The sequence below is a fragment of the Microbispora bryophytorum genome (genome assembly GCF_043197435.1).
Classification (GTDB): domain Bacteria; phylum Actinomycetota; class Actinomycetes; order Streptosporangiales; family Streptosporangiaceae; genus Microbispora; species Microbispora bryophytorum.
In genome coordinates this window covers 729,392-746,409 of record NZ_JBICTF010000005.1, presented here as the reverse complement: position 1 = coordinate 746,409, position 17,018 = coordinate 729,392, and the positions used below count along the sequence as shown (strand labels likewise).

Sequence of the window (17,018 nt, the reverse complement as noted above, 5' to 3'; positions counted from 1 at the left end):
CCCCAGCCCCGCAACTGGCCCGACGCCCCGCCCGGACACCTGCCCGCCAACCCCGCCGGAACACCGGACACCATCATGACTCCATCCCGACCTCAAACAACTCCCAGCCGTAGCGGCGGACGTCACGACACGACCAGTGGCGAGGCGGACAGCCAGGCCACACCCGGCACCAGAAGCGGTGCCGGACACAGCGCCAGAAGCGGTGCCGGACACGGCGCCAGTGAGCAGGCCGACACCGAAACCGGAGGAGCTTCCTTCAAGAGCGACCTCGAAGTGCCGCCGTTCTGAAGGGGGGCGCGATCCCCGTGACAGGAACCGGGCCGGTCCGTCATGTTGCGCCGGGGTCAGGACAGGAGGGTCTCCCCGATCCAGCCGTCTGGCGAACACCCGGGCGGTATGGCGAAAACAGCAGACCCGATGGGCGTGATCCACTGGTTGAGCAGGTCCACCTCGGCGAGGCGCTGCTGGATCGGGACGAACTGCCGTGCCACGTCGGCCTGATAGGACGCAAACAACAGACCCGCGTCGGGCCGGCCCTCCGGGCTGAGGCCGTTCTCGTAGTTGTAGGCCCGCCGCAGGATCCGCAGGCCCGGGTCGGCGACCCGGGCGCGGCGGATGTGCGCGTACTCCGAGATGATCGGCAGGCCCGACGGGCCGAGCGCGGCGAAGTCGGGCTCGTCGGTCTCGGCCCGGCCGGTCAGCGGCGCACCGGTGTCCAGCCGCCGCCCGACGCTGAACTCCTTGGCCGACCGGTCCGCGGCGTCCCACTTCTCCAGGTCCATTCGGATGCGGCGAAGCACCAGTGTCGTGCCGCCGCGCAGCCACCCGTCGCGCACCCACACGGCCCGCTCGAAGTCCGCCGACCCGGGCGGGGGGTTGACGGTGCCGTCGAGCTGGCCCATCAGGTTGCGCTGGGTCGTCCCCGGCGCGCGCACCTGCGGGCTCTGCCGGAACCCGTGCTGGGTCCAGCGCACGGTGGCGAAGGAGCGGGCGTCCCTGACGAGCACGCGCAGCGCGTGCGCCAGCGTGACGCGGTCGTCCGCGCACACCTGGACCAGCAGGTCCCCGCCGCTCCAGCTGGACTGGAGGGCGTCGACCTTGAACGGCGGCAGCGCTTGCGGCGCGAGATGCTCGGCCCCTGCCGCCTTGAACAGCCCGGAGCCGAATCCGAAGGTGACGGTGAGCCGCGCGGACAGGAGCGCGAGTTCGGCGTCGGTGTCGGCGAGGGCGGGCTCGCCCCGGGTCAGCCGCCGTGCGTCGTCGGTGAGCAGCCGCATCAGGCGCGCGAGCGCCACACGGCCGGTCCCCGTCCGCAGGTCGAACCCGGCGAACACCGCGAACGTCTGCGGAGACGTCGCGACGCCCGCCTGGTGGGCGCCGTGGAAGGGTTCGACGGCGTCGCCGCCGGGGAGAGGCGCCGGTCCGGCCGATGTGCGTCCTACAGCGTCCGGTACGGCGGAGGCCGGGGCGCAGGCTGCCGCCGCGGCGGCGACGGCCCCTCCCGTGAGCAGGCCGCGCCGGGTCAGTCGCAGTCCCGCCGCGTATCCGCCCTCACTCATGAGAGGCGTAGGACTCGTTGGCGCCGGCGAAGTCCTTGGCCACCGCCATGAAGGACACCGTCCTGCCGTCCTTCAGGGTGAGCGTGAAGGGCACCTCCGTACCCGGCTCGACGGCTGTGCGCACGCCCATGAGCATGATGTGGTCGCCGCCGGGCTGGAGTACGTGCCTGCCGCCGGCGGGGATCACGAACCCGCCCTGCTTGCGGCGCATGGTCGTGCTGCCGCCGTCTCCGACGACCTCGTGCAGCTCCACGGACGAGGAGACGGGAGTGCTCGCCGCGACGACGGTCACCGCCTCGTCGGTGGTGTTGACCAGCGTGGCGAAGGCGGCGCTCATGCCGGAGCGGGCCGTCTTCACCCACGAGTCGCTGATCGACAGCGGGGCGACGGCCGCAGAGGCGGGGGCCGGCGAGGCCGTGGTGGCCGTGGTGGCCGTAGCGGCCGCGGTGGTGGTGGCGGCGGTGGTGGTGCCGGTGCCGGTCACGGTGTGGGGGATGGCGTCGGCCACGGTGAGGGGAGTGGCGCCGGCCACGGTGTGGGGGATGGTGCCGGTCACTGTGCCGGACGGCGCGGAACAGGCCCCGGCGGCCAGGAGCGCGGTCAGCGCCGCCGGGAGCACGCGGTAAACGGTCGTGATGGTCATGCGAAAGCCTTCTCTCGGTCGTCCGGCGGGCACGCGGATGGCGTTCCTGGGCATGCGAGGCAGACCCTGCGGGCTGTCCCCTGCGGGCCGTCCGCTGCGGGCGGTCAGCGCAGGCCGTCCCGGCGGCGCAGGGCGGCGCGGGGCGGCGCGGCGGGGACTGGCCGCCACGGCCGAAGATCGGGCAGGCGCGCGGCATGCTCCGCCGGAAAAAGCATCGACAACGCTCCCGGGGCCCTATGCGGCCGGGAGCGGGTGAGGAGAGCCGTCTCAGATGGACGGCTGGAGAAGGCGTGGGGGGCCGCGCCGGGTGACGCAGTGACGTGGCGCGACGGAGCGCGGCAGGCACGGCTCGTCCGGGTGCGGCGACGCCGGCGGCGTGAACACCGGCGGCGCCGGATCGGCCGCGATCCGCGTGAGCCGTACGGCGAGCCGCCGCAGCAGCGCCCACAGGGCGGCCTCGCCCCTGGCCAGCCACAGCGCCGTCAGCACCACCGCCCAGCCGTGGCCGGCCAGCATTCCGAAGCCCGGCCCGGCATGCGCGTGCCCGGCCATGGCGAGCCCGGTCGGGACATGCTGCGCGAGGGCATGCTCAGCCAGGACATGAACGGCGGACGACGACGGGGACGACAGGGCGAACAACACGTGCAGCGCGACCTGCAGGGCCGCGAGGAGGGGCAGGATCGCGCGGAGCGTCCGTTCCCTGCCCGACAGCGGCAGCGCGGCGGCGAAGACCGCCGGCAGGCCCAGCGCCAGCGCGCCGGGGGCGACCTCACCACCGCTGACCAGGTGCGCCACCATGCCCAGGCCGAGGCACACCGCGGTGAAGGCGGCGGCTCGGGCGAGGCGGAGAGGCGATGTCACCGGCATGGCACAGCCAATATGGCATGCCGGGCGCCCGGTTCCCGGTCCGGGACGCCGTGTCGCTCGCGGCGCGGACGTCCGGCTCCTTGTCCGCCGTCCCTGCGGCGATGCCGGTTCAGCCGGCGGGCTGCGGCGCCGGGCTCGGGGATGCGACGACGGCCGGAGCATCCGCCCGCTGCCGCCGATACTCGCGCGGTGAACTGCCGGTGATCCGCTTGAACGCGGTGCTGAGGGCGCTTTCCGAGCCGTAGCCGACGGCGAGGGCGATCGTGGCGAGCGTGTCGTCGCCGATGCGCAGACGCTGGGAGGCGAGCTCGATCCGCCATCGGGTGAGGTAGTCGAGGGGGCCGAGACCGACCGTGTCCTTGAACCGCGCGGCGAGGGTGGATCGGGACACCGCACCGGCCCGTGCCAGCTCCGCGACGGTCCACGGGTGGGCGGGCCGGGCGTGAATGGACCGCAGCGCCGCCGCGACCACGGGGTCGGCGAGACCGGCGAGCCACCCCGACACCGCGTGGGACTCGCGGGCGAGATGCAGACGCAGGACGTGGATGAGCATGACCACGGCGAGATGCTCGGCCACGAGCGTCGAGCCGATCGGACGCCCCCGCAGCTCGGCGTCGATCTGACCGAGGGCCCACCGCACCGCGCTCGCCTCGTCGGTGTCCGCGGGTACGTGGATGACCGGGGGCAGCCCGTCGAGCAGGAGCCCTCGCGCGCGGTCGCCGAACGAGAAGCGGCCGCCGACGAGGAAGGTGTCGACACCGTCGCCGACGTGAGGGAGGCGGTCCCCTGCGGCCGTCCACAAGGGCCCGGCGTCGACCGGGACGGCGTCGGGGTCGCTGAAGAGCGTGAAGGCGAGGGGGTGCGTGAGCAGGAAGCAGTCGCCCTCCGCCAGAGGGATCGGCGCGGTGAGGCCCTCGACATCCAGGAGGCACCGGCCGCGCCGGAGGGTGTTGAACTTCACGCCGTCCGGCGGTTCGAAGCGCACCGCCCAGCTGCCGCCCGCCGTCATTCCCGTGGACAGGTGCGCCCTGGTGCCCAGCAGCGCGAGCACGTCTTCGAGCGGATCCATCTGCTTCCCCCGCGGCGATTCGAGTCGATTGGACGCACAATGAAGTTCTGCGGACTTTCCATTATAGATAGTCTGCGCCGTGGCTTCTAGCGTGGCCTCATGAACAGCAACCAGACTCGTCTCACGACTCCGTTCCACTCCCACGCCACCGCTGCGGAGGTCATCGAGGGGGTGGATCTGACCGGGCGGCGCGTCGTCGTCACCGGCGGCGCCTCCGGCATCGGCGCCGAAACCGTCCGCGTCCTGGCCGCGGCCGGCGCGGAGGTCACCATCGCCACCCGCGACCCGGCCGCCGCGGCGAAGGTCGCCGCGACCTTCGCCGACCTGCCCGGAACCGTGCGGTCCGCCGCGCTCGACCTGGCCGATCTGTCGTCGGTCGCGGCGTTCGTGCGGGACTGGCGCGGCCCGCTCGACGTGCTGGTCGCCAACGCCGGGGTCATGGCCATCCCGGTGCGGGAGGTGACCGCACAAGGCTGGGAGATGCAGCTCGCGACGAACTATCTCGGACATTTCGCTCTGACCATGGGCCTGTACGGCAGTCTGCGGGCGGCGGGCCGGGCGCGGATCGTCGTCGTCAGCTCCGGGGCCCATCGCGACGCGCCCTTCGACTTCGACGACCCGCAGTTCGAGCGCCGGCCGTACCACCCGTGGGCGGCCTACGGGCAGTCCAAGACGGCGGACGTCCTGCTCGCGGTGGGTGCGCGCCGGTGGGCGGCCGACGGAATCACGGCGAACGCGCTCAACCCCGGCTGGATCATCACGAACCTCCAGCGTTACATGGACGAGGCGACCATGCGGGAGATGGGCGCGATCGACGAGAACGGCGAGATCATCCCGCAGCCCTACCTCAAGACGCTCGCCCAGGGGGCGGCGGCATCGGTGCTGCTGGCGGCCTCGCCCCTGGTGGAAGGCGTGACCGGCCGCTACTTCGAGGACAACCAGGAGGCCCCGCCCGCCATCCCCGAAGTTCCGGGCGGCGTGGCGGCCCACGCGCTCGATCCGGACGCGGCGGACCGCCTGTGGGACTACGCGAGTTCGGTGCTCGCAACGGCATAGGAAATGTGCTGTTTGGGCACTTCAAGAGATATCGGGGGCGTGTTCGATGGGGGGAACCATGGCTGTATCGGCAGACCTGGCGAAGCTGCTCGACCGCGAGTACGAGGACAAGACCCTGGACGAGATCATCAAGGCGCCGGTGGACGCGCTGGCCGGGGTGAGCGCGGAGGACGCGGAGCTGTTGAAGAAGGCCTTCCACGTCAAGACCGTCGGGGATCTCGGACGCAACAAGTTCTTCCGGGCGGCCACCGCGCTCGTCGATCTCACCGACAGCAAGAAATAGCCGGATATCTCGCCCGACCGGTGGCCGTTGTAGAAGATTTCCATCGCCTTGTAGGTTGATGGAAGGTATCTACAAGGGAGCGGCCGTGGGGGCTCTGTTCGTCGGCGTGGACGGGGGCGGCACCAGCACGCGCTGCGTCGTGGTCACCGCGTCGGGCGAGATCGCCGGGCGGGGACGGGCCGGCGGCGCCAACGCGATCTCGGTCCCCGACCCGGTCGCCAACCTGCGCGCCGCGCTACTCGGCGCGCTGGGGGGCCTGGACCCCGCACGGGTCGCCGGGGGCGTGTTCGGCCTAGCCGGGTCCGCCCGCGCCGCCGAGCCCGCCGAGCGGGCCTGGCGGGAGGCCGGGCTCGCCGGGCGCCCGGCGGTGGTCGCGGACGTGCTCGTCGCCTTCACCGGCGCGACCGATCAGCCCGACGGCGCGGTCCTGGTGGCCGGCACGGGCGCGATCGGCGCCCGCGTCCGCGACCGCCGCGTCGTACGGCGGGCCGACGGCCTGGGTTGGCTGCTGGGCGACGAGGGCTCGGGCGTGTGGCTGGGCCGCCGCGCCGCCGCCGCGGCGCTGCACGCGATCGACGGCCGGGGCGCGCCCACGGTGCTGGTCGCCCGCGTGGCCGAGGCCGTCCTGGGAACGGGGGCGCCCGGCGAGGACGACGGGCCCGCGCTCACCCAGGCCCTGGTCGCGGCCGTGTACGCGCGGGTCGCCGAGTCGGGGCCCGCCTGGCTGGGCACGCTCGCGCCCGTGGTGGACGCCGCCGCCCGCGAGGGCGACGAGGTGGCGCGCGGCATCGTCGCCGAGGCGGCACGCAGGCTGTGCCGTACGGCAGGGGTCGTCGTGGGGGAGGGCACTCCTGCACGGGGAGTCCGGGCGGGGGGTGGCGGAGGGCCGCTGGTGCTCGCGGGGTCGCTGCTGACCGAGCCGACCGAGCTCGCCCATCTGGTCCGGGCCGAGCTGGGCAGGCGGGCCGTGCTGATGCGCGCGGGAGACAACGCGGCGGGGGCCGCCGCGCTCGCGGTGCGGTCCGCCCTGCCCGGCGATCCGCGCGCCGACAAGGCGCACCGCGTGCTGATCGAGCAGGGGGGCCCATGGGGCTGAGCGGCGGCGAGCTGGACCGGATGGCGATGGCCGTGCTCCAGCCCGGTTTCGAGGGCACGGAACCGCCCGACTGGTTGCGGCGGGCGCTCGGCGAGGGCCTGGGCGGGGTGGTCCTGTTCGCCCGCAACATCGCCCGCGGCATCGCCCGCGACGTCGCCCCTAACAACGCCCGCGGCTCGGTGGCCGCCCTGGTCGCCGATCTGCGCCGGGAACGGCCGGACGTGGTCGTCGCCGTGGACGAGGAGGGCGGCGCCGTCACCCGGCTGGAGGCCGCCACCGGCAGCTCCTGGCCGGGCAACCTGGCGCTCGGCGTCGCCGGCGACGAGTCGCTGACCCGCCGGGTGGCGCGGCAGATCGGCCGCATGGTCGCCGCCGCCGGCATCACCCTCGACTACGCCCCGGTGGTGGACGTCAACGCCGATCCCCGCAACCCCGTCATCGGCGTGCGTTCCTTCGGCTCCGACCCCGACGAGGTCGGCCGCCACGGCGCAGCGTGGATCGAGGGGCTGCAGAGCGCGGGGGTGGCCGCCTGCGCCAAGCACTTCCCCGGCCATGGGGACACCGTGACCGACTCCCACCTGGCGCTGCCCACCGTACGCGCCTCCCGCGAGGTGATAGAGCGGCGCGACCTGCCGCCGTTCCGGGCCGCCATCGCGGCGGGCGTGCGCACCGTGATGTGCGGCCACCTGCTCGTCCCCGCCGTCGACGCGCTCCCCGCGACGCTGAGCCGTGCGGTGCTGACCGGCCTGCTGCGCGAGGAGCTGGGGTTCGACGGGCTCGTGGTGACCGACGCGATCGAGATGCGCGCGGTCTCCGCCCTGCACGAGCCGGGCGAGATCGCGGTCCGCGCGCTGGCCGCGGGGGCCGACGCGATCTGCGTCGGCGTGTCCTCGGCCCGGGGGGAGAGCGTCTACGCGCTGCGCGACGCGATCACCGGTGCGGTCCGAGACGGACGGCTGACGGACGAACGCCTGGCCGAGGCGGCGGGCCGGGTGCGGGACCTGGCCGCGTGGTACGACGCTCGGGCCGAGGCCAGGGCCGCGGTGGCCCGCGACGCCGATGAGGGCCTCGGCCTGGCGGCGGCGACGGCCGCCCTGCGCGCGACCCCGGCGGAGCAGGCGGCGGCGCCGCTGACGAAGGCGCCGCTGGTGGTGCACCTGGCGGCGCGGCCCAGCCAGGCCGTCGGCCGCGCGACCCCGCTGAAAGTCGGTCAGGCGATCGAGGAGATCCTGCCCGGGACGGCGATGGCCGAAGTGGACGGCGACGGGCACCTGCCGGATCTGAGCGAGGCGGGGCGCCCGCTCGTGATCGTCGTCCACGACGCCGTACGGCACGCCTGGATGCGGCGGCTCCTGGAGGAGGCGCTGCGGGCCCGCCCGGACGCGGTCGTGGTCGAGACGGGGATGCCGGGGCAGCCGGCCGGGCGGCTGTACCTCACCACCCACGGTAACTCCACGGCCTCCGCGCGGGCGGCTGCCCGCCGGCTCACCGGCGGCGTCTGACCGGTTCGCCGGTCGCTCACATGAGACGTCTTCGCAGGTAGTGGGCTCGGTAAAAATTAACTCCATCTCCACGTCTGCTCGTGGAAAAAATTGACGGCATCGCGAGCGCGCCCGTATTGTCCAGGCAATCGGGAACCAGGAGCAGCCCATGAAGCGACTCGCAGCGATCATGGCGGTGGCGTCCATCGTCACCGTGACCGCCTGCGGCACTACCGGGACGACGGACACCGCCCAGCGGGGCGGCGGCGTGTACACCACGATCGACGGCAGCAAGCAGATCAACGCGAGCGCGCCGATCAACCCGTTCAACCCCGTCGGATCGGTCTTCTCGGGATACAACGGCATGGCGCTGGCGTGGCCCAAGAACGACCCCACCGACCCCAACCAGTTCTACCCGGCCATCGCCAGGAGCTGGAGCATGTCCCCTGACCGGTCGGAGGTCGTCATCCGCCTGCAGCCGAACGCCAGGTGGTCCGACGGTGTGCCGGTGACCAGCGAGGACGTGCGTGTCTCGATCGGTCTCGCCTACACCCAGGGCGGCACGGCGTACGCGCTGGACCCGAAGGCGGCCGGCGCCGCCGCCGACCTCCAGGTCGTCGACCCCAAGACGATCAGGGTGACACAGGGCGCCAACCGCAGCTCGACGTTCCTCGCCAACCTGCTGTCGACGGTGGTCGTGCCCGCGCACGTCTTCGGGAAGCTGTTGCCCGCGAACTTCTGGCAGACGCTCAAGGTCGCCCAGCATGGCCAGGGCGCGGCGGCCGAGAAGGCGAAGAGCCAGATCACCGGGCTGGCGGAGAATGTCATCGCCTTCGACCCCGGCCACGACGTGTCCGCCGGGCCGTTCGTGCTGGAGCGGGTGAACCCCGGCGCGGCGCTGCTCACGCGCAACCCCTACTTCTACGCCCGGCAGAACATCGTGCCGGACAAGGTGAAGCTCCTGAACTACACCGGCAACGAGCAGATCTGGAACTACCTGATCGCCGGCCGGCTGGACAACGCTCCCTTCACCTCCGTGCCTACCGCCGTCCTGGACCGGATCCGCGACGCGAAGGGCAGCGAGGTGATCAAGGGCTACTCGCCCGTGGCGGTCTCCCTCGCGTTCAACCAGTCGCACAAGCCGTACGACAACGTGCACGTGCGGCGGGCGATCGCCTACCTGATCGACCGCGCCCAGGTCACGAAGATCGCCTCTCCGGAGGGCGGCACGCCCGCCGTCACCACCTCCGGCATCCACGCCAAGGCGGCCCGGGCCTGGCTGGGCGACGCGTTCGACAGCCTGAATCAGTACCGCGTGAGCCCCGCCAAGGCCGACGCCGAGCTGAAGGCGGCCGGCATGACCAAGCGGGGCGGCCACTGGACTCTGCCCGACGGCAGCCCGTGGAAGGTCCGCATCCACGTGCCCGCGTCGTTCTCCGACTGGGTCGCCGCGGCCAAGTCGATCACCAGCCAGCTCGGCGACCACGGCATCGACGCGAGCGTGGTCACCGCCGCCGACTACACCCTTTATCTCGGAGAGCTGGCCGACGGCAAGTACGACCTCGGGTTCTGGCTGATCGGCCTCGGACCCTCGCCGTACAACATCTTCCAGCGGCTGTACGGGCAGGCGAACGGCTGGCAGATGTTCGGCGGCCGGCTGCGGCACGTCGCGCCGGGCACCGAGGGCAACTGGATGGGCGGGCCGGAGAAGGCCGACGCCGGCGCCGCCGGCACGGTCGACCCCGGCGAGCTGACCAGCAAGCTGAACTTCGCGTCCCACGACGAGCAGCAGCGCATCGTCGGCGTCCTGGCCAAGGTCGCCAACGAACAGCTCCCGGTCGTCCAGCTCTGGGACTACGTGAACACCCAGTTCGTGAACACCTCCCGGTACACCGCGTTCCCGCCGGACGACGACGAGTCCCTGCGGCTGTCGTCCGGGGTGTGGATGCAGCTCGGGATGATCAAAAAAGCGGAGAAGGGGCAGGCATGACGCACGCCGTTCCGGGGCGTCCCCGGCTGGGCGCGGTCGCCAGGAAGATCGGCGGCCATCTGGGCCGCGGCCTGGCGATGATCTGGGTCGTCGCCACGATCAGCTTCGTCATCATCCGGGAGATCCCCGGCGATCCCGTGCTCGGGCAGTACGAGAGCCTGATCCAGAAGGGCATGTCGCCCGAGCAGGCCGAACGGGCCACCGCCGTCCTGTACGGCTTCCTGCCGACCGGCAACCTGTGGCAGCAGTACGTCGGCTACATGGGCTCGCTGCTCCACCTCGACCTCGGGCGGTCACTCAGCACACCAGGCGTGGAGGTGACCACGCTCATCGGCCACGCGGCCCGGTGGACTGTGCTCCCGGTCCTCGCCGGCACGCTGCTGAGCTTCCTGCTCGGCGTCACCATGGGCGTCTACGCCGCGATCAAGCGGTCGGGCAAGCTGGGCGACGCGCTCGCGCTGTCCGGCTCGCTGCTGCACGGCGTGCCGGTGTACGTCATCGGCCTGCTGCTCACCGCGATCTTCGCCACGCTGTGGCCGATCATGCCGTCGGGCGGGCCGGTGGACGTCGAGTTCGTCCCCGGCTTCAACGCCGGCTACATCGGCTCGCTGGTGCACCACGCCGTGCTGCCGGTCGTCACGTACACGCTGGCCAGCTACGGCGGGTGGATCCTCGCGATGAAGTCGAACGTCGTCGCCGTGCTCGGCGACGACTTCATCCTCGCGGCCGAACTACGCGGCCTGCGGCGCGGTTTCGTCTTCCGGTATCTCGCGCGCAACGCGATCCTGCCGCTGTTCACGATCCTCGCCCTGTCGATCGGCATGCTGTTCGGCGGCTCGATCTTCATCGAGGAGATCTTCAACTACCCGGGCCTCGGCCTGCTGCTCGTCAACAGCATCAGCAGCCGCGACTACGCGCTGATGGGAGGCACGTTCCTGGTGATCACGGTGGGCATCGTCGTCGCCAACATCGCCGCCGACCTGCTGTACACGGCGATCGACCCCCGGGTCAGGAGCGGAGGCGCGGCATGACCGTCATCGTCAACCCGGAGGGGGCGATCAGTCCCGGGGCGGTGTCGGCCGGGACGACGCGGGCCACGCTGCGGCGCAACTTCTGGCGCGGGGTGTGGCGGGTGCTGCGGCGCAAGCCCAGCCGTATGGCCGGGGTGGGCATCGTCGTGCTGTTCGCGGTCATCGGTGTGGCCGGGCCGCTGCTCTACCCCGCGCAGCTGCCGCGCGACGACAACGCGCTGTACGCGCCGCCGAGCCTGGCCCACCCCTTCGGCACCGACTTCGAGGGCACCGACGTGCTCGCACTGGTCGTCACCGGCGCGCGCTACGTGCTGCTCACCGGCCTGGCCACGGCCGTCATCACGGTCGCGCTCGGCACGCTCATCGGGCTGGTCGCGGGCTTCCACCGCGGCCGGTGGGACACGCTGCTGATGCGCCTGACCGACATGAACCTCGCGATTCCCGGCCTGCCGCTGCTGCTCGTGCTGTCCACGGTCTGGAAGTTCGAGAGCCCGCTAGAGATGGGCCTGGTGCTCGGGGTGCTCGGCTGGGGCGGCATCGCCCGCGCCGTGCGGTCGCAGACGCTGTCGCTGCGCGAGCGCGGCTTCATCGAGGCCGCCCGCGGCCTCGGCCTGCCCACCCGGCACATCATCGGCCGCGAACTGCTGCCGAGCATGGCGCCCTACATCGCGATGAACATGCTCATCGCCGTCACCGGCGCGGTGTACGCCCAGGTGGGCCTGTTCTTCCTCGGCGTGCTGCCGTTCGAGTCGAACAACTGGGGCGTGATGCTGAACCTCGCGGTGTTCAACGGCGGGGCGCTCACCACTCCCGCCGCGCTGCCGTACCTGCTGGCCCCGCTGATCGCGATCCTGCTGCTCACCCTGGGCATTGTGCTGATCGTGGACGCGATGGACGAGATCTTCAATCCCCGCCTGCGGGAGGAGTAGCCCCCATGACCGCTGACACGACCGCACGTCACACGGCCGCACCGGGGGTCCGGATCCGGGACCTCACGGTCGTCTACAAGACGCCCGCCGGCGAGCTGCCCGCCGTACGCGGCGTCGACCTCGCCCTCGCCCCCGGCACGATCACCGGCGTCGTCGGCGAGTCGGGTTCGGGCAAGTCGACGCTCGCGTTGTCGCTGCTCAACGCGGTGCAGCCGCCCGGCAGGATCGCGGCGGGCAGCGTCGAGATCGACGGCCTCGGCGACGTGCTGACGCTTCGGGGCGAGGACCTGCGCCGCACCCGCGGCCGTCAGGTCGGATACGTCTTCCAGGCCGCGCAGAACTCGCTGAACCCGCTGAAGACCATCGGCAAGCAGCTGCTCGACCTCGGCCGCTCCCACGACGTGGAGGACCTGCGGGGGCTGGTGCGCGACGCCAAGGACCTGCTGGCCCGCATGGGCATGGACGGCGCCCGGGTGCTCGACTCCTACCAGCACGAGCTGTCCGGCGGCATGCGCCAGCGGGTCGGCATCATGCTCGCGCTCGTCCTGAACGCCAAGGTCGTCGTTCTGGACGAGCCGACCACTGCCCTCGACATGATCACGCAGGCCACGATCCTGCGGATCATTCGCGAGGTCCACGAGGAGCGGGCGCTCACCACGCTCGTCATCACCCACGACGTCGGCGCGGTGGCCGAGGTCGCCGACAGCCTCGCCGTCATGTACGGCGGCCGGGTGGTCGAGCACGGCCCGGTGACCGAGGTGCTCGGGAGCGCCCGGCACCCGTACACCCAGGGCCTGATCAGGGCGATCCCGCGGCTGTCCGGCGATCTGTCGCTGGCCCGGGCGCTGCCCGGCCGCCCGCCGACGCTCGGGACGCTGCCCACGCAGGGCTGCGTGTTCCGCGAGCGCTGCGAGCGGCGGATGGAGGTGTGCGAGACCGACGAGCCCATGTCCGTCACGCAGGACGGCCGCACCGTCGCCTGTCACGCCGCCGACCGCCACCTCACCCTGGTCAAGCGGAAGGAGGAGTTCGTGTGATCACGGGGACCGGCATCACCAAGATCTTCAAGCAGCGTGGCAGCGTGCTCGGCGCCCGCGAGGTGCCCGCGCTGCGCGGCGTGGACTTCGCCGTCGCCAAGGGCGGCGCCGTCTCGTTCATCGGCGAGTCGGGCAGCGGCAAGACCACACTCGGCCGGATCGTCGCCGGCCTGGAGACCCACGACGCGGGCGAGATCGTCATCGACGGCGTGCCGATGTCCACGCTGAGCCACCGCAGGCGGCAGCCGTACTTCCGCCGGATCCAGCTCATCCACCAGGACCCCTACTCGGCGCTCAATCCCACCCGGACGATCCACCAGACGCTGGAGGCGCCGCTGCGGCTGCGCGCCCGGCAGGCGGGCCGCCCGCGCTCGTGGGTCGACGGGCGGGCCGCGGAGCTGCTGGCGATGGTCGGCATCGACCCCGGCTACGTGCTCCCGCGCTACCCCCACCAGCTGTCGGGCGGCATGCGCCAGCGCGTGGTGATCGCCCGCGCGCTCACCATGGACCCCGAGGTGCTCGTCGCCGACGAGGCCGTCTCGATGATCGACGTGTCGCTGCGCCTGGGCATCCTCGCCCTGCTGAAGGACCTGCGCGAGCGCCTCGGCGTGGGCGTGCTGTTCATCACCCACGACATCGCCACCGCCCGCTACATCGGCGACGACGGCGAGCTGTACGTGCTCTACCGCGGTCAGGTCGTCGAGCGGGGCGCCACGGAGAAGATCATCTCGGACCCGGTCCATCCGTACACGCAGTCGCTGCTGTCGGCGATCCCGGTGCTGCACGGCCTGGAACGGCCGGGCGCCGAGCGGGTCGTGCCGAGGGAGATGCAGCGGGAGGGCGAGCCCGACGGCGGCTGCCTGTTCGCCAGGCGCTGCCCGTTCAGCACCGAGCGCTGCGAGAACGAGATGCCCGTGCTGGGCCGCGACGGAGGGCCGGAACAGGAGGCCGGGCAGGAGTACGCCTGCTTCCACCCCAGGCGGCGCAGCGTGATCCCGGTGGGGGTGGGCGAGTGACGGACGTCCTTCCGGTCGAGGCGGACGGGGCGCTGGAGCGCCTGGCCGCCGCCGCGCTGTGGGCCGACGCCGGCGACGCCGCGCTGGTCGTACGGCGGCTGGCCGACCCGCCGGGGGAGCGGGCGTGGACGGTCCTGGCCACCCCGGACCGGGACGGCGCCGTGTTCACCTCGATCGGCGCGGACGGCGCCGGTCACATCGACCTGATCGCCGTGGACCCCGCCGCCCGGGGCCGGGGGATCGGGCGGGCGCTCGTGGGCGCGGCCGAGGAGTGGATGCGGGCGCGCGGCGCGGCCGAGGCGAGGTTCGCCGGCAACCCGCCCTGCTACGCCTGGCCCGGGATCGACGTGCGCTACACCCCGGCCGCCTGCCTGGCCGAAAGCCTGGGTTACGAGCGCTACCACGTGGCCTGGAACATGACGGCCGACCTGCCCGCCCGCTACGACGAGGCCGAGCACGAGGCCGACCTGGCCCGGCTCGCCGCGGCCGGGGTCACCGTCGCCGCAGTGCCTGCTCACGGTGACCCGGCCGGAGAGCGGGCGCAGGTCGCGGCCTTCGTCCGCGAGCAGTGGAACGACAAATGGGCCTGGGAGGCCGAGCAGGCGACTGGTCTGCACTATGCCTTCCGCGACGGGGCCTTCCGCGACGGGGCCTTCCGCGACGGGGCGGCGCGCGACGGGGAGATCCTCGGCTTCGCCGCCTGGGGCGCCCGGCCGCTGTGGTTCGGGCCGATGGGCACGGCCGAGGCCGCCCGCGGGCTCGGCGTGGGCCGGGTGCTGCTGCGCCGCTGCCTCGACGAGCAGGCCGCCGCCGGGCAGACGTCCGCGCAGATCGGCTGGGTGGGCCCGCTCCGCTTCTACTCCCGGGCGGTGGGCGCCCGCGCCGAGCGGGTGTTCTGGCTCTACCGCCGCGCGCTGGGCTGATGTCAGCCGTACAGCAGTTCGCCCTGGGGCGGGCCCGGCGGGGGGCACAGCCCGCGGGGGTCGCGGCCCGCCTCCAGGTGCTCGCGCAGCGAGGCCGAGCCCCACAGCAGGTCGAGGAACGGCTCGCAGGCGAAGTCGCCCGGATACAGGCTGCGCAGCACGTGCAGGACGGACACACCCGTCAGCACCGGCGGGAAGGCCTCCCGGTCGGTCACATGCAGCTGCGCGCCGCGCACCACGACGCCCGCGTGCCTGCCGAACGTCGGGGTGAACCACGTGTCGCGGAAGCGCACCCCGGGAAGGCCGAGATCGTTCAGCGCGGCGGCGAACCGGCCGTCCGCGTACGGCGCGCCGACCAGCTCGAACGGCCGGGTCGTGCCGCGGCCCTCGGCGGCGTTCACCCCCTCCAGGAGCCCGGTGCCGGGGTAGACCAGGGCGGTGTCGAGGGTCGGCATGTTGGCCGACGGCAGCACCCAGGGCAGCCCGGTGCGGTCGAAGTGCCACTGCCTGCGCCAGCCCTCCACGCACACCACGTCCAGTTCGGCGCCGATCGCGCGGTTGGCGAACACGGCGATCTCGCCCGGCGTGAGGCCGTGCCGTACGGGCAGGGCGGCGCGGCCGACGAAGCTCGCGTAGGCCGGGTCGAGCACCGGGCCCTCGGCCACCGCGCCGCCGATCGGATTGGGCCGGTCGAGCACGGTGAACCGCAGCCCGAGCCGGGCGGCCGATCCCATCAGGTCGTACATCGTCCAGACGTAGGTGTAGAAGCGCGCGCCCACGTCGCACACGTCGAAGACGAGCGCCTCCACCCCGGACGACGCGACCAGCGCGTCCAGGTCGCCGCCGGTCCGCCGGTAGGTGTCGAGCACGGGCAGGCCGGTGACCGGGTCGGCGGTGTCGCCCTCGCCGCCGCCCGCCTGGGCCGTGCCGCGCAGGCCGTGCTCGGGGCTGAACAACGTGGTCACGGGCACCCCGGCGGCCAGCAGGGCCGGTGCGGCGGGGGTCAGATCGGGCAGGACTCCGGTGGGGTTGGTGATGAGCCCGACCCGCACCCGTCCGGTTCCCGGCGTGCTCGTCAGCCGCTCCAGCCCCGTACGCACACGATTCATCTAGCACTCCGAAGCTGAGGAACCATGACCCACTCACTCGCCGCTCTCGCCACCGAACAGAGCGATCCCCGCTTCAGCGGGATCGACACGCTGCCCACGGAGGAGATCGCCCGGCTCATGAACGCCGCCGACGCCGCCGTCCCGGCCGCCGTGGGCCGGGCCGTCCCGGCGATCGCCGCGGCCGTCGACGCGATCGCCGCGCGGATGGCCGACGGGGGCAGGCTCCTCTACGTGGGCGCGGGCACCTCCGGGCGGCTCGCGGTGCTCGACGCCTCCGAGTGCCCGCCGACCTTCGGCACGCACCCCGACCTGGTCCAGGGCATCATCGCGGGCGGCGAGGCCGCGCTGGTGCGCTCGGTCGAGGGCGCCGAGGACGACGCGGAGGCGGGCGCCGCCGTGATCCGCGGCAAGCACGTCGGCCCGCTCGACTCCGTGGTGGGCATCTCCGCCAGCGGGCGCGCGCCGTACGTCGTCGCGGCGGTCGAGCAGGCCCGTCGGCTCGGCGCGCTGACCGTGGGCCTGGCCTGCAACACCGGCACCCCGCTCGCGCGTGCCGCCGACCACGCGGTCGAGGTCATCGTGGGGCCGGAGGTGGTCACCGGCTCGACCCGCCTGAAGGCCGGCACGGCCCAGAAGCTGGTCCTCAACATGATCTCCACGATCACGATGATCAGGTCGGGGCGGACGTACGGGAACTTCATGGTCGACGTCGTGGCCAGCAACTCCAAGCTGGTCGACCGGGCGGCCCGCATCGTCTCCGACATCACCGGCACGCAGGTGCCGCGGGCCCGGGAGGTCCTGGAGAGCGCGGGACGGGACGTGAAGACGGCCGTCGTGATGATCGAGCGCGGGGTGGGCGCCGACGACGCGCGGGCGCTGCTCGCGGCCCACGGCAACCGGCTCGGCCCGGCGCTGCACAGTGCATGACC

17 protein-coding genes are annotated in these 17,018 nt (G+C 73.0%); 12 read left to right on the top strand and 5 right to left on the bottom strand.

Features of this window, described 5'->3' with window-relative positions; translation table 11 throughout:
- Window positions 1–288: hypothetical protein (locus ACGFIB_RS20870; RefSeq protein WP_393374106.1), on the top strand; the 288-nt coding region annotated here is incomplete at its 5' end.
- Window positions 289–344: 56 nt separating this feature from the next.
- Here ACGFIB_RS20870 and ACGFIB_RS20865 read toward each other — a convergent pair.
- From ACGFIB_RS20865 to ACGFIB_RS20850, 4 genes are all read right to left on the bottom strand, one after another.
- Window positions 345–1,559, bottom strand: coding sequence for a Dyp-type peroxidase (locus ACGFIB_RS20865; protein ID WP_393374104.1), 1,215 nt, complete (start codon window positions 1,557–1,559; stop codon window positions 345–347).
- Window positions 1,552–2,202, bottom strand: coding sequence for a copper chaperone PCu(A)C (locus ACGFIB_RS20860; RefSeq protein WP_393374101.1), 651 nt, complete (start codon window positions 2,200–2,202; stop codon window positions 1,552–1,554). Before ACGFIB_RS20860 ends, ACGFIB_RS20865 begins: the two co-directional genes overlap by 8 nt.
- 267 nt (window positions 2,203–2,469) lie before the next feature.
- Entirely contained in the window at window positions 2,470–3,063 is a 594-nt protein-coding gene (locus ACGFIB_RS20855; RefSeq protein ID WP_393374099.1) for an MFS transporter, read from the bottom strand.
- A gap of 115 nt (window positions 3,064–3,178) precedes the next feature.
- The gene (locus ACGFIB_RS20850) at window positions 3,179–4,138 is read right to left on the bottom strand and encodes an AraC family transcriptional regulator (RefSeq protein WP_393374096.1); all 960 of its coding nucleotides are present in this window, start codon (window positions 4,136–4,138) and stop codon (window positions 3,179–3,181) included.
- Window positions 4,139–4,237: 99 nt separating this feature from the next.
- On the opposite strand from ACGFIB_RS20850, the gene ACGFIB_RS20845 reads away from it, so the two are divergent.
- The 10 genes from ACGFIB_RS20845 to ACGFIB_RS20800 all read left to right on the top strand — a co-directional run bounded on the left by ACGFIB_RS20845 (window position 4,238) and on the right by ACGFIB_RS20800 (window position 14,980).
- Entirely contained in the window at window positions 4,238–5,194 is a 957-nt protein-coding gene (locus ACGFIB_RS20845; RefSeq protein WP_393374093.1) for an SDR family NAD(P)-dependent oxidoreductase, read from the top strand.
- 58 nt (window positions 5,195–5,252) lie between these two features.
- Window positions 5,253–5,477, top strand: a complete 225-nt coding sequence (locus ACGFIB_RS20840; RefSeq protein WP_142574807.1) for a hypothetical protein — start codon at window positions 5,253–5,255, stop codon at window positions 5,475–5,477.
- 85 nt (window positions 5,478–5,562) lie between these two features.
- Window positions 5,563–6,573 carry an N-acetylglucosamine kinase gene (locus tag ACGFIB_RS20835; RefSeq protein ID WP_393374090.1) on the top strand — a complete coding sequence of 337 codons (1,011 nt, stop codon included), beginning with the start codon at window positions 5,563–5,565 and terminating at the stop codon, window positions 6,571–6,573.
- Window positions 6,564–8,075: a glycoside hydrolase family 3 protein gene (locus ACGFIB_RS20830; protein ID WP_393374087.1), complete on the top strand. Its 1,512-nt coding sequence runs from the start codon at window positions 6,564–6,566 to the stop codon at window positions 8,073–8,075. Before ACGFIB_RS20835 ends, ACGFIB_RS20830 begins: the two co-directional genes overlap by 10 nt.
- A 148-nt stretch (window positions 8,076–8,223) precedes the next feature.
- Complete coding sequence (locus ACGFIB_RS20825; RefSeq protein ID WP_393374085.1) at window positions 8,224–10,044, top strand: ABC transporter substrate-binding protein; 1,821 nt, start codon at window positions 8,224–8,226, stop codon at window positions 10,042–10,044.
- Window positions 10,041–11,075, top strand: coding sequence for an ABC transporter permease (locus tag ACGFIB_RS20820; RefSeq protein ID WP_357032846.1), 1,035 nt, complete (start codon window positions 10,041–10,043; stop codon window positions 11,073–11,075). Before ACGFIB_RS20825 ends, ACGFIB_RS20820 begins: the two co-directional genes overlap by 4 nt.
- Window positions 11,072–12,004 (top strand): ABC transporter permease, encoded by a 933-nt coding sequence (locus ACGFIB_RS20815; RefSeq protein ID WP_393374082.1) that lies wholly within the window; start codon window positions 11,072–11,074, stop codon window positions 12,002–12,004. The genes ACGFIB_RS20820 and ACGFIB_RS20815 overlap by 4 nt, the downstream gene beginning before the upstream one ends.
- A gap of 5 nt (window positions 12,005–12,009) precedes the next feature.
- Window positions 12,010–13,041, top strand: coding sequence for an ABC transporter ATP-binding protein (locus ACGFIB_RS20810; protein ID WP_393374079.1), 1,032 nt, complete (start codon window positions 12,010–12,012; stop codon window positions 13,039–13,041).
- On the top strand, window positions 13,038–14,057 hold the full coding sequence (locus tag ACGFIB_RS20805; RefSeq protein WP_357249082.1) for an ABC transporter ATP-binding protein: 1,020 nt from the start codon (window positions 13,038–13,040) through the stop codon (window positions 14,055–14,057). Before ACGFIB_RS20810 ends, ACGFIB_RS20805 begins: the two co-directional genes overlap by 4 nt.
- Window positions 14,054–14,980 (top strand): GNAT family N-acetyltransferase, encoded by a 927-nt coding sequence (locus ACGFIB_RS20800; protein ID WP_393374075.1) that lies wholly within the window; start codon window positions 14,054–14,056, stop codon window positions 14,978–14,980. Before ACGFIB_RS20805 ends, ACGFIB_RS20800 begins: the two co-directional genes overlap by 4 nt.
- A 2-nt stretch (window positions 14,981–14,982) precedes the next feature.
- Here the strand turns inward: ACGFIB_RS20800 and ACGFIB_RS20795 are convergent, their stop codons facing one another.
- Window positions 14,983–16,089, bottom strand: coding sequence for an exo-beta-N-acetylmuramidase NamZ family protein (locus tag ACGFIB_RS20795; RefSeq protein WP_393374072.1), 1,107 nt, complete (start codon window positions 16,087–16,089; stop codon window positions 14,983–14,985).
- A 24-nt stretch (window positions 16,090–16,113) separates the two neighbouring features.
- Between ACGFIB_RS20795 and murQ the strand changes: the two genes are divergently transcribed.
- Window positions 16,114–17,016, top strand: a complete 903-nt coding sequence (gene murQ, locus ACGFIB_RS20790; RefSeq protein WP_142574816.1) for an N-acetylmuramic acid 6-phosphate etherase — start codon at window positions 16,114–16,116, stop codon at window positions 17,014–17,016.
- Window positions 17,017–17,018 lie beyond the last annotated feature (2 nt).

What these genes read in the sequence shown, in the direction of transcription:
- ACGFIB_RS20810 (WP_393374079.1), top strand. Translation starts at nt 12,010, where the DNA reads ATGACCGCTGACACGACCGCACGTCACACGGCCGCACCGGGGGTCCGG.
- ACGFIB_RS20845 (WP_393374093.1), top strand. Translation starts at nt 4,238, where the DNA reads ATGAACAGCAACCAGACTCGTCTCACGACTCCGTTCCACTCCCACGCC.
- ACGFIB_RS20820 (WP_357032846.1), top strand. Translation starts at nt 10,041, where the DNA reads ATGACGCACGCCGTTCCGGGGCGTCCCCGGCTGGGCGCGGTCGCCAGG.
- ACGFIB_RS20795 (WP_393374072.1), bottom strand. Translation starts at nt 16,089, where the DNA reads ATGAATCGTGTGCGTACGGGGCTGGAGCGGCTGACGAGCACGCCGGGA.
- ACGFIB_RS20825 (WP_393374085.1), top strand. Translation starts at nt 8,224, where the DNA reads ATGAAGCGACTCGCAGCGATCATGGCGGTGGCGTCCATCGTCACCGTG.
- murQ (WP_142574816.1), top strand. Translation starts at nt 16,114, where the DNA reads ATGACCCACTCACTCGCCGCTCTCGCCACCGAACAGAGCGATCCCCGC.
- ACGFIB_RS20840 (WP_142574807.1), top strand. Translation starts at nt 5,253, where the DNA reads ATGGCTGTATCGGCAGACCTGGCGAAGCTGCTCGACCGCGAGTACGAG.
- ACGFIB_RS20815 (WP_393374082.1), top strand. Translation starts at nt 11,072, where the DNA reads ATGACCGTCATCGTCAACCCGGAGGGGGCGATCAGTCCCGGGGCGGTG.
- ACGFIB_RS20830 (WP_393374087.1), top strand. Translation starts at nt 6,564, where the DNA reads ATGGGGCTGAGCGGCGGCGAGCTGGACCGGATGGCGATGGCCGTGCTC.
- ACGFIB_RS20850 (WP_393374096.1), bottom strand. Translation starts at nt 4,138, where the DNA reads ATGGATCCGCTCGAAGACGTGCTCGCGCTGCTGGGCACCAGGGCGCAC.
- ACGFIB_RS20865 (WP_393374104.1), bottom strand. Translation starts at nt 1,559, where the DNA reads ATGAGTGAGGGCGGATACGCGGCGGGACTGCGACTGACCCGGCGCGGC.
- ACGFIB_RS20860 (WP_393374101.1), bottom strand. Translation starts at nt 2,202, where the DNA reads ATGACCATCACGACCGTTTACCGCGTGCTCCCGGCGGCGCTGACCGCG.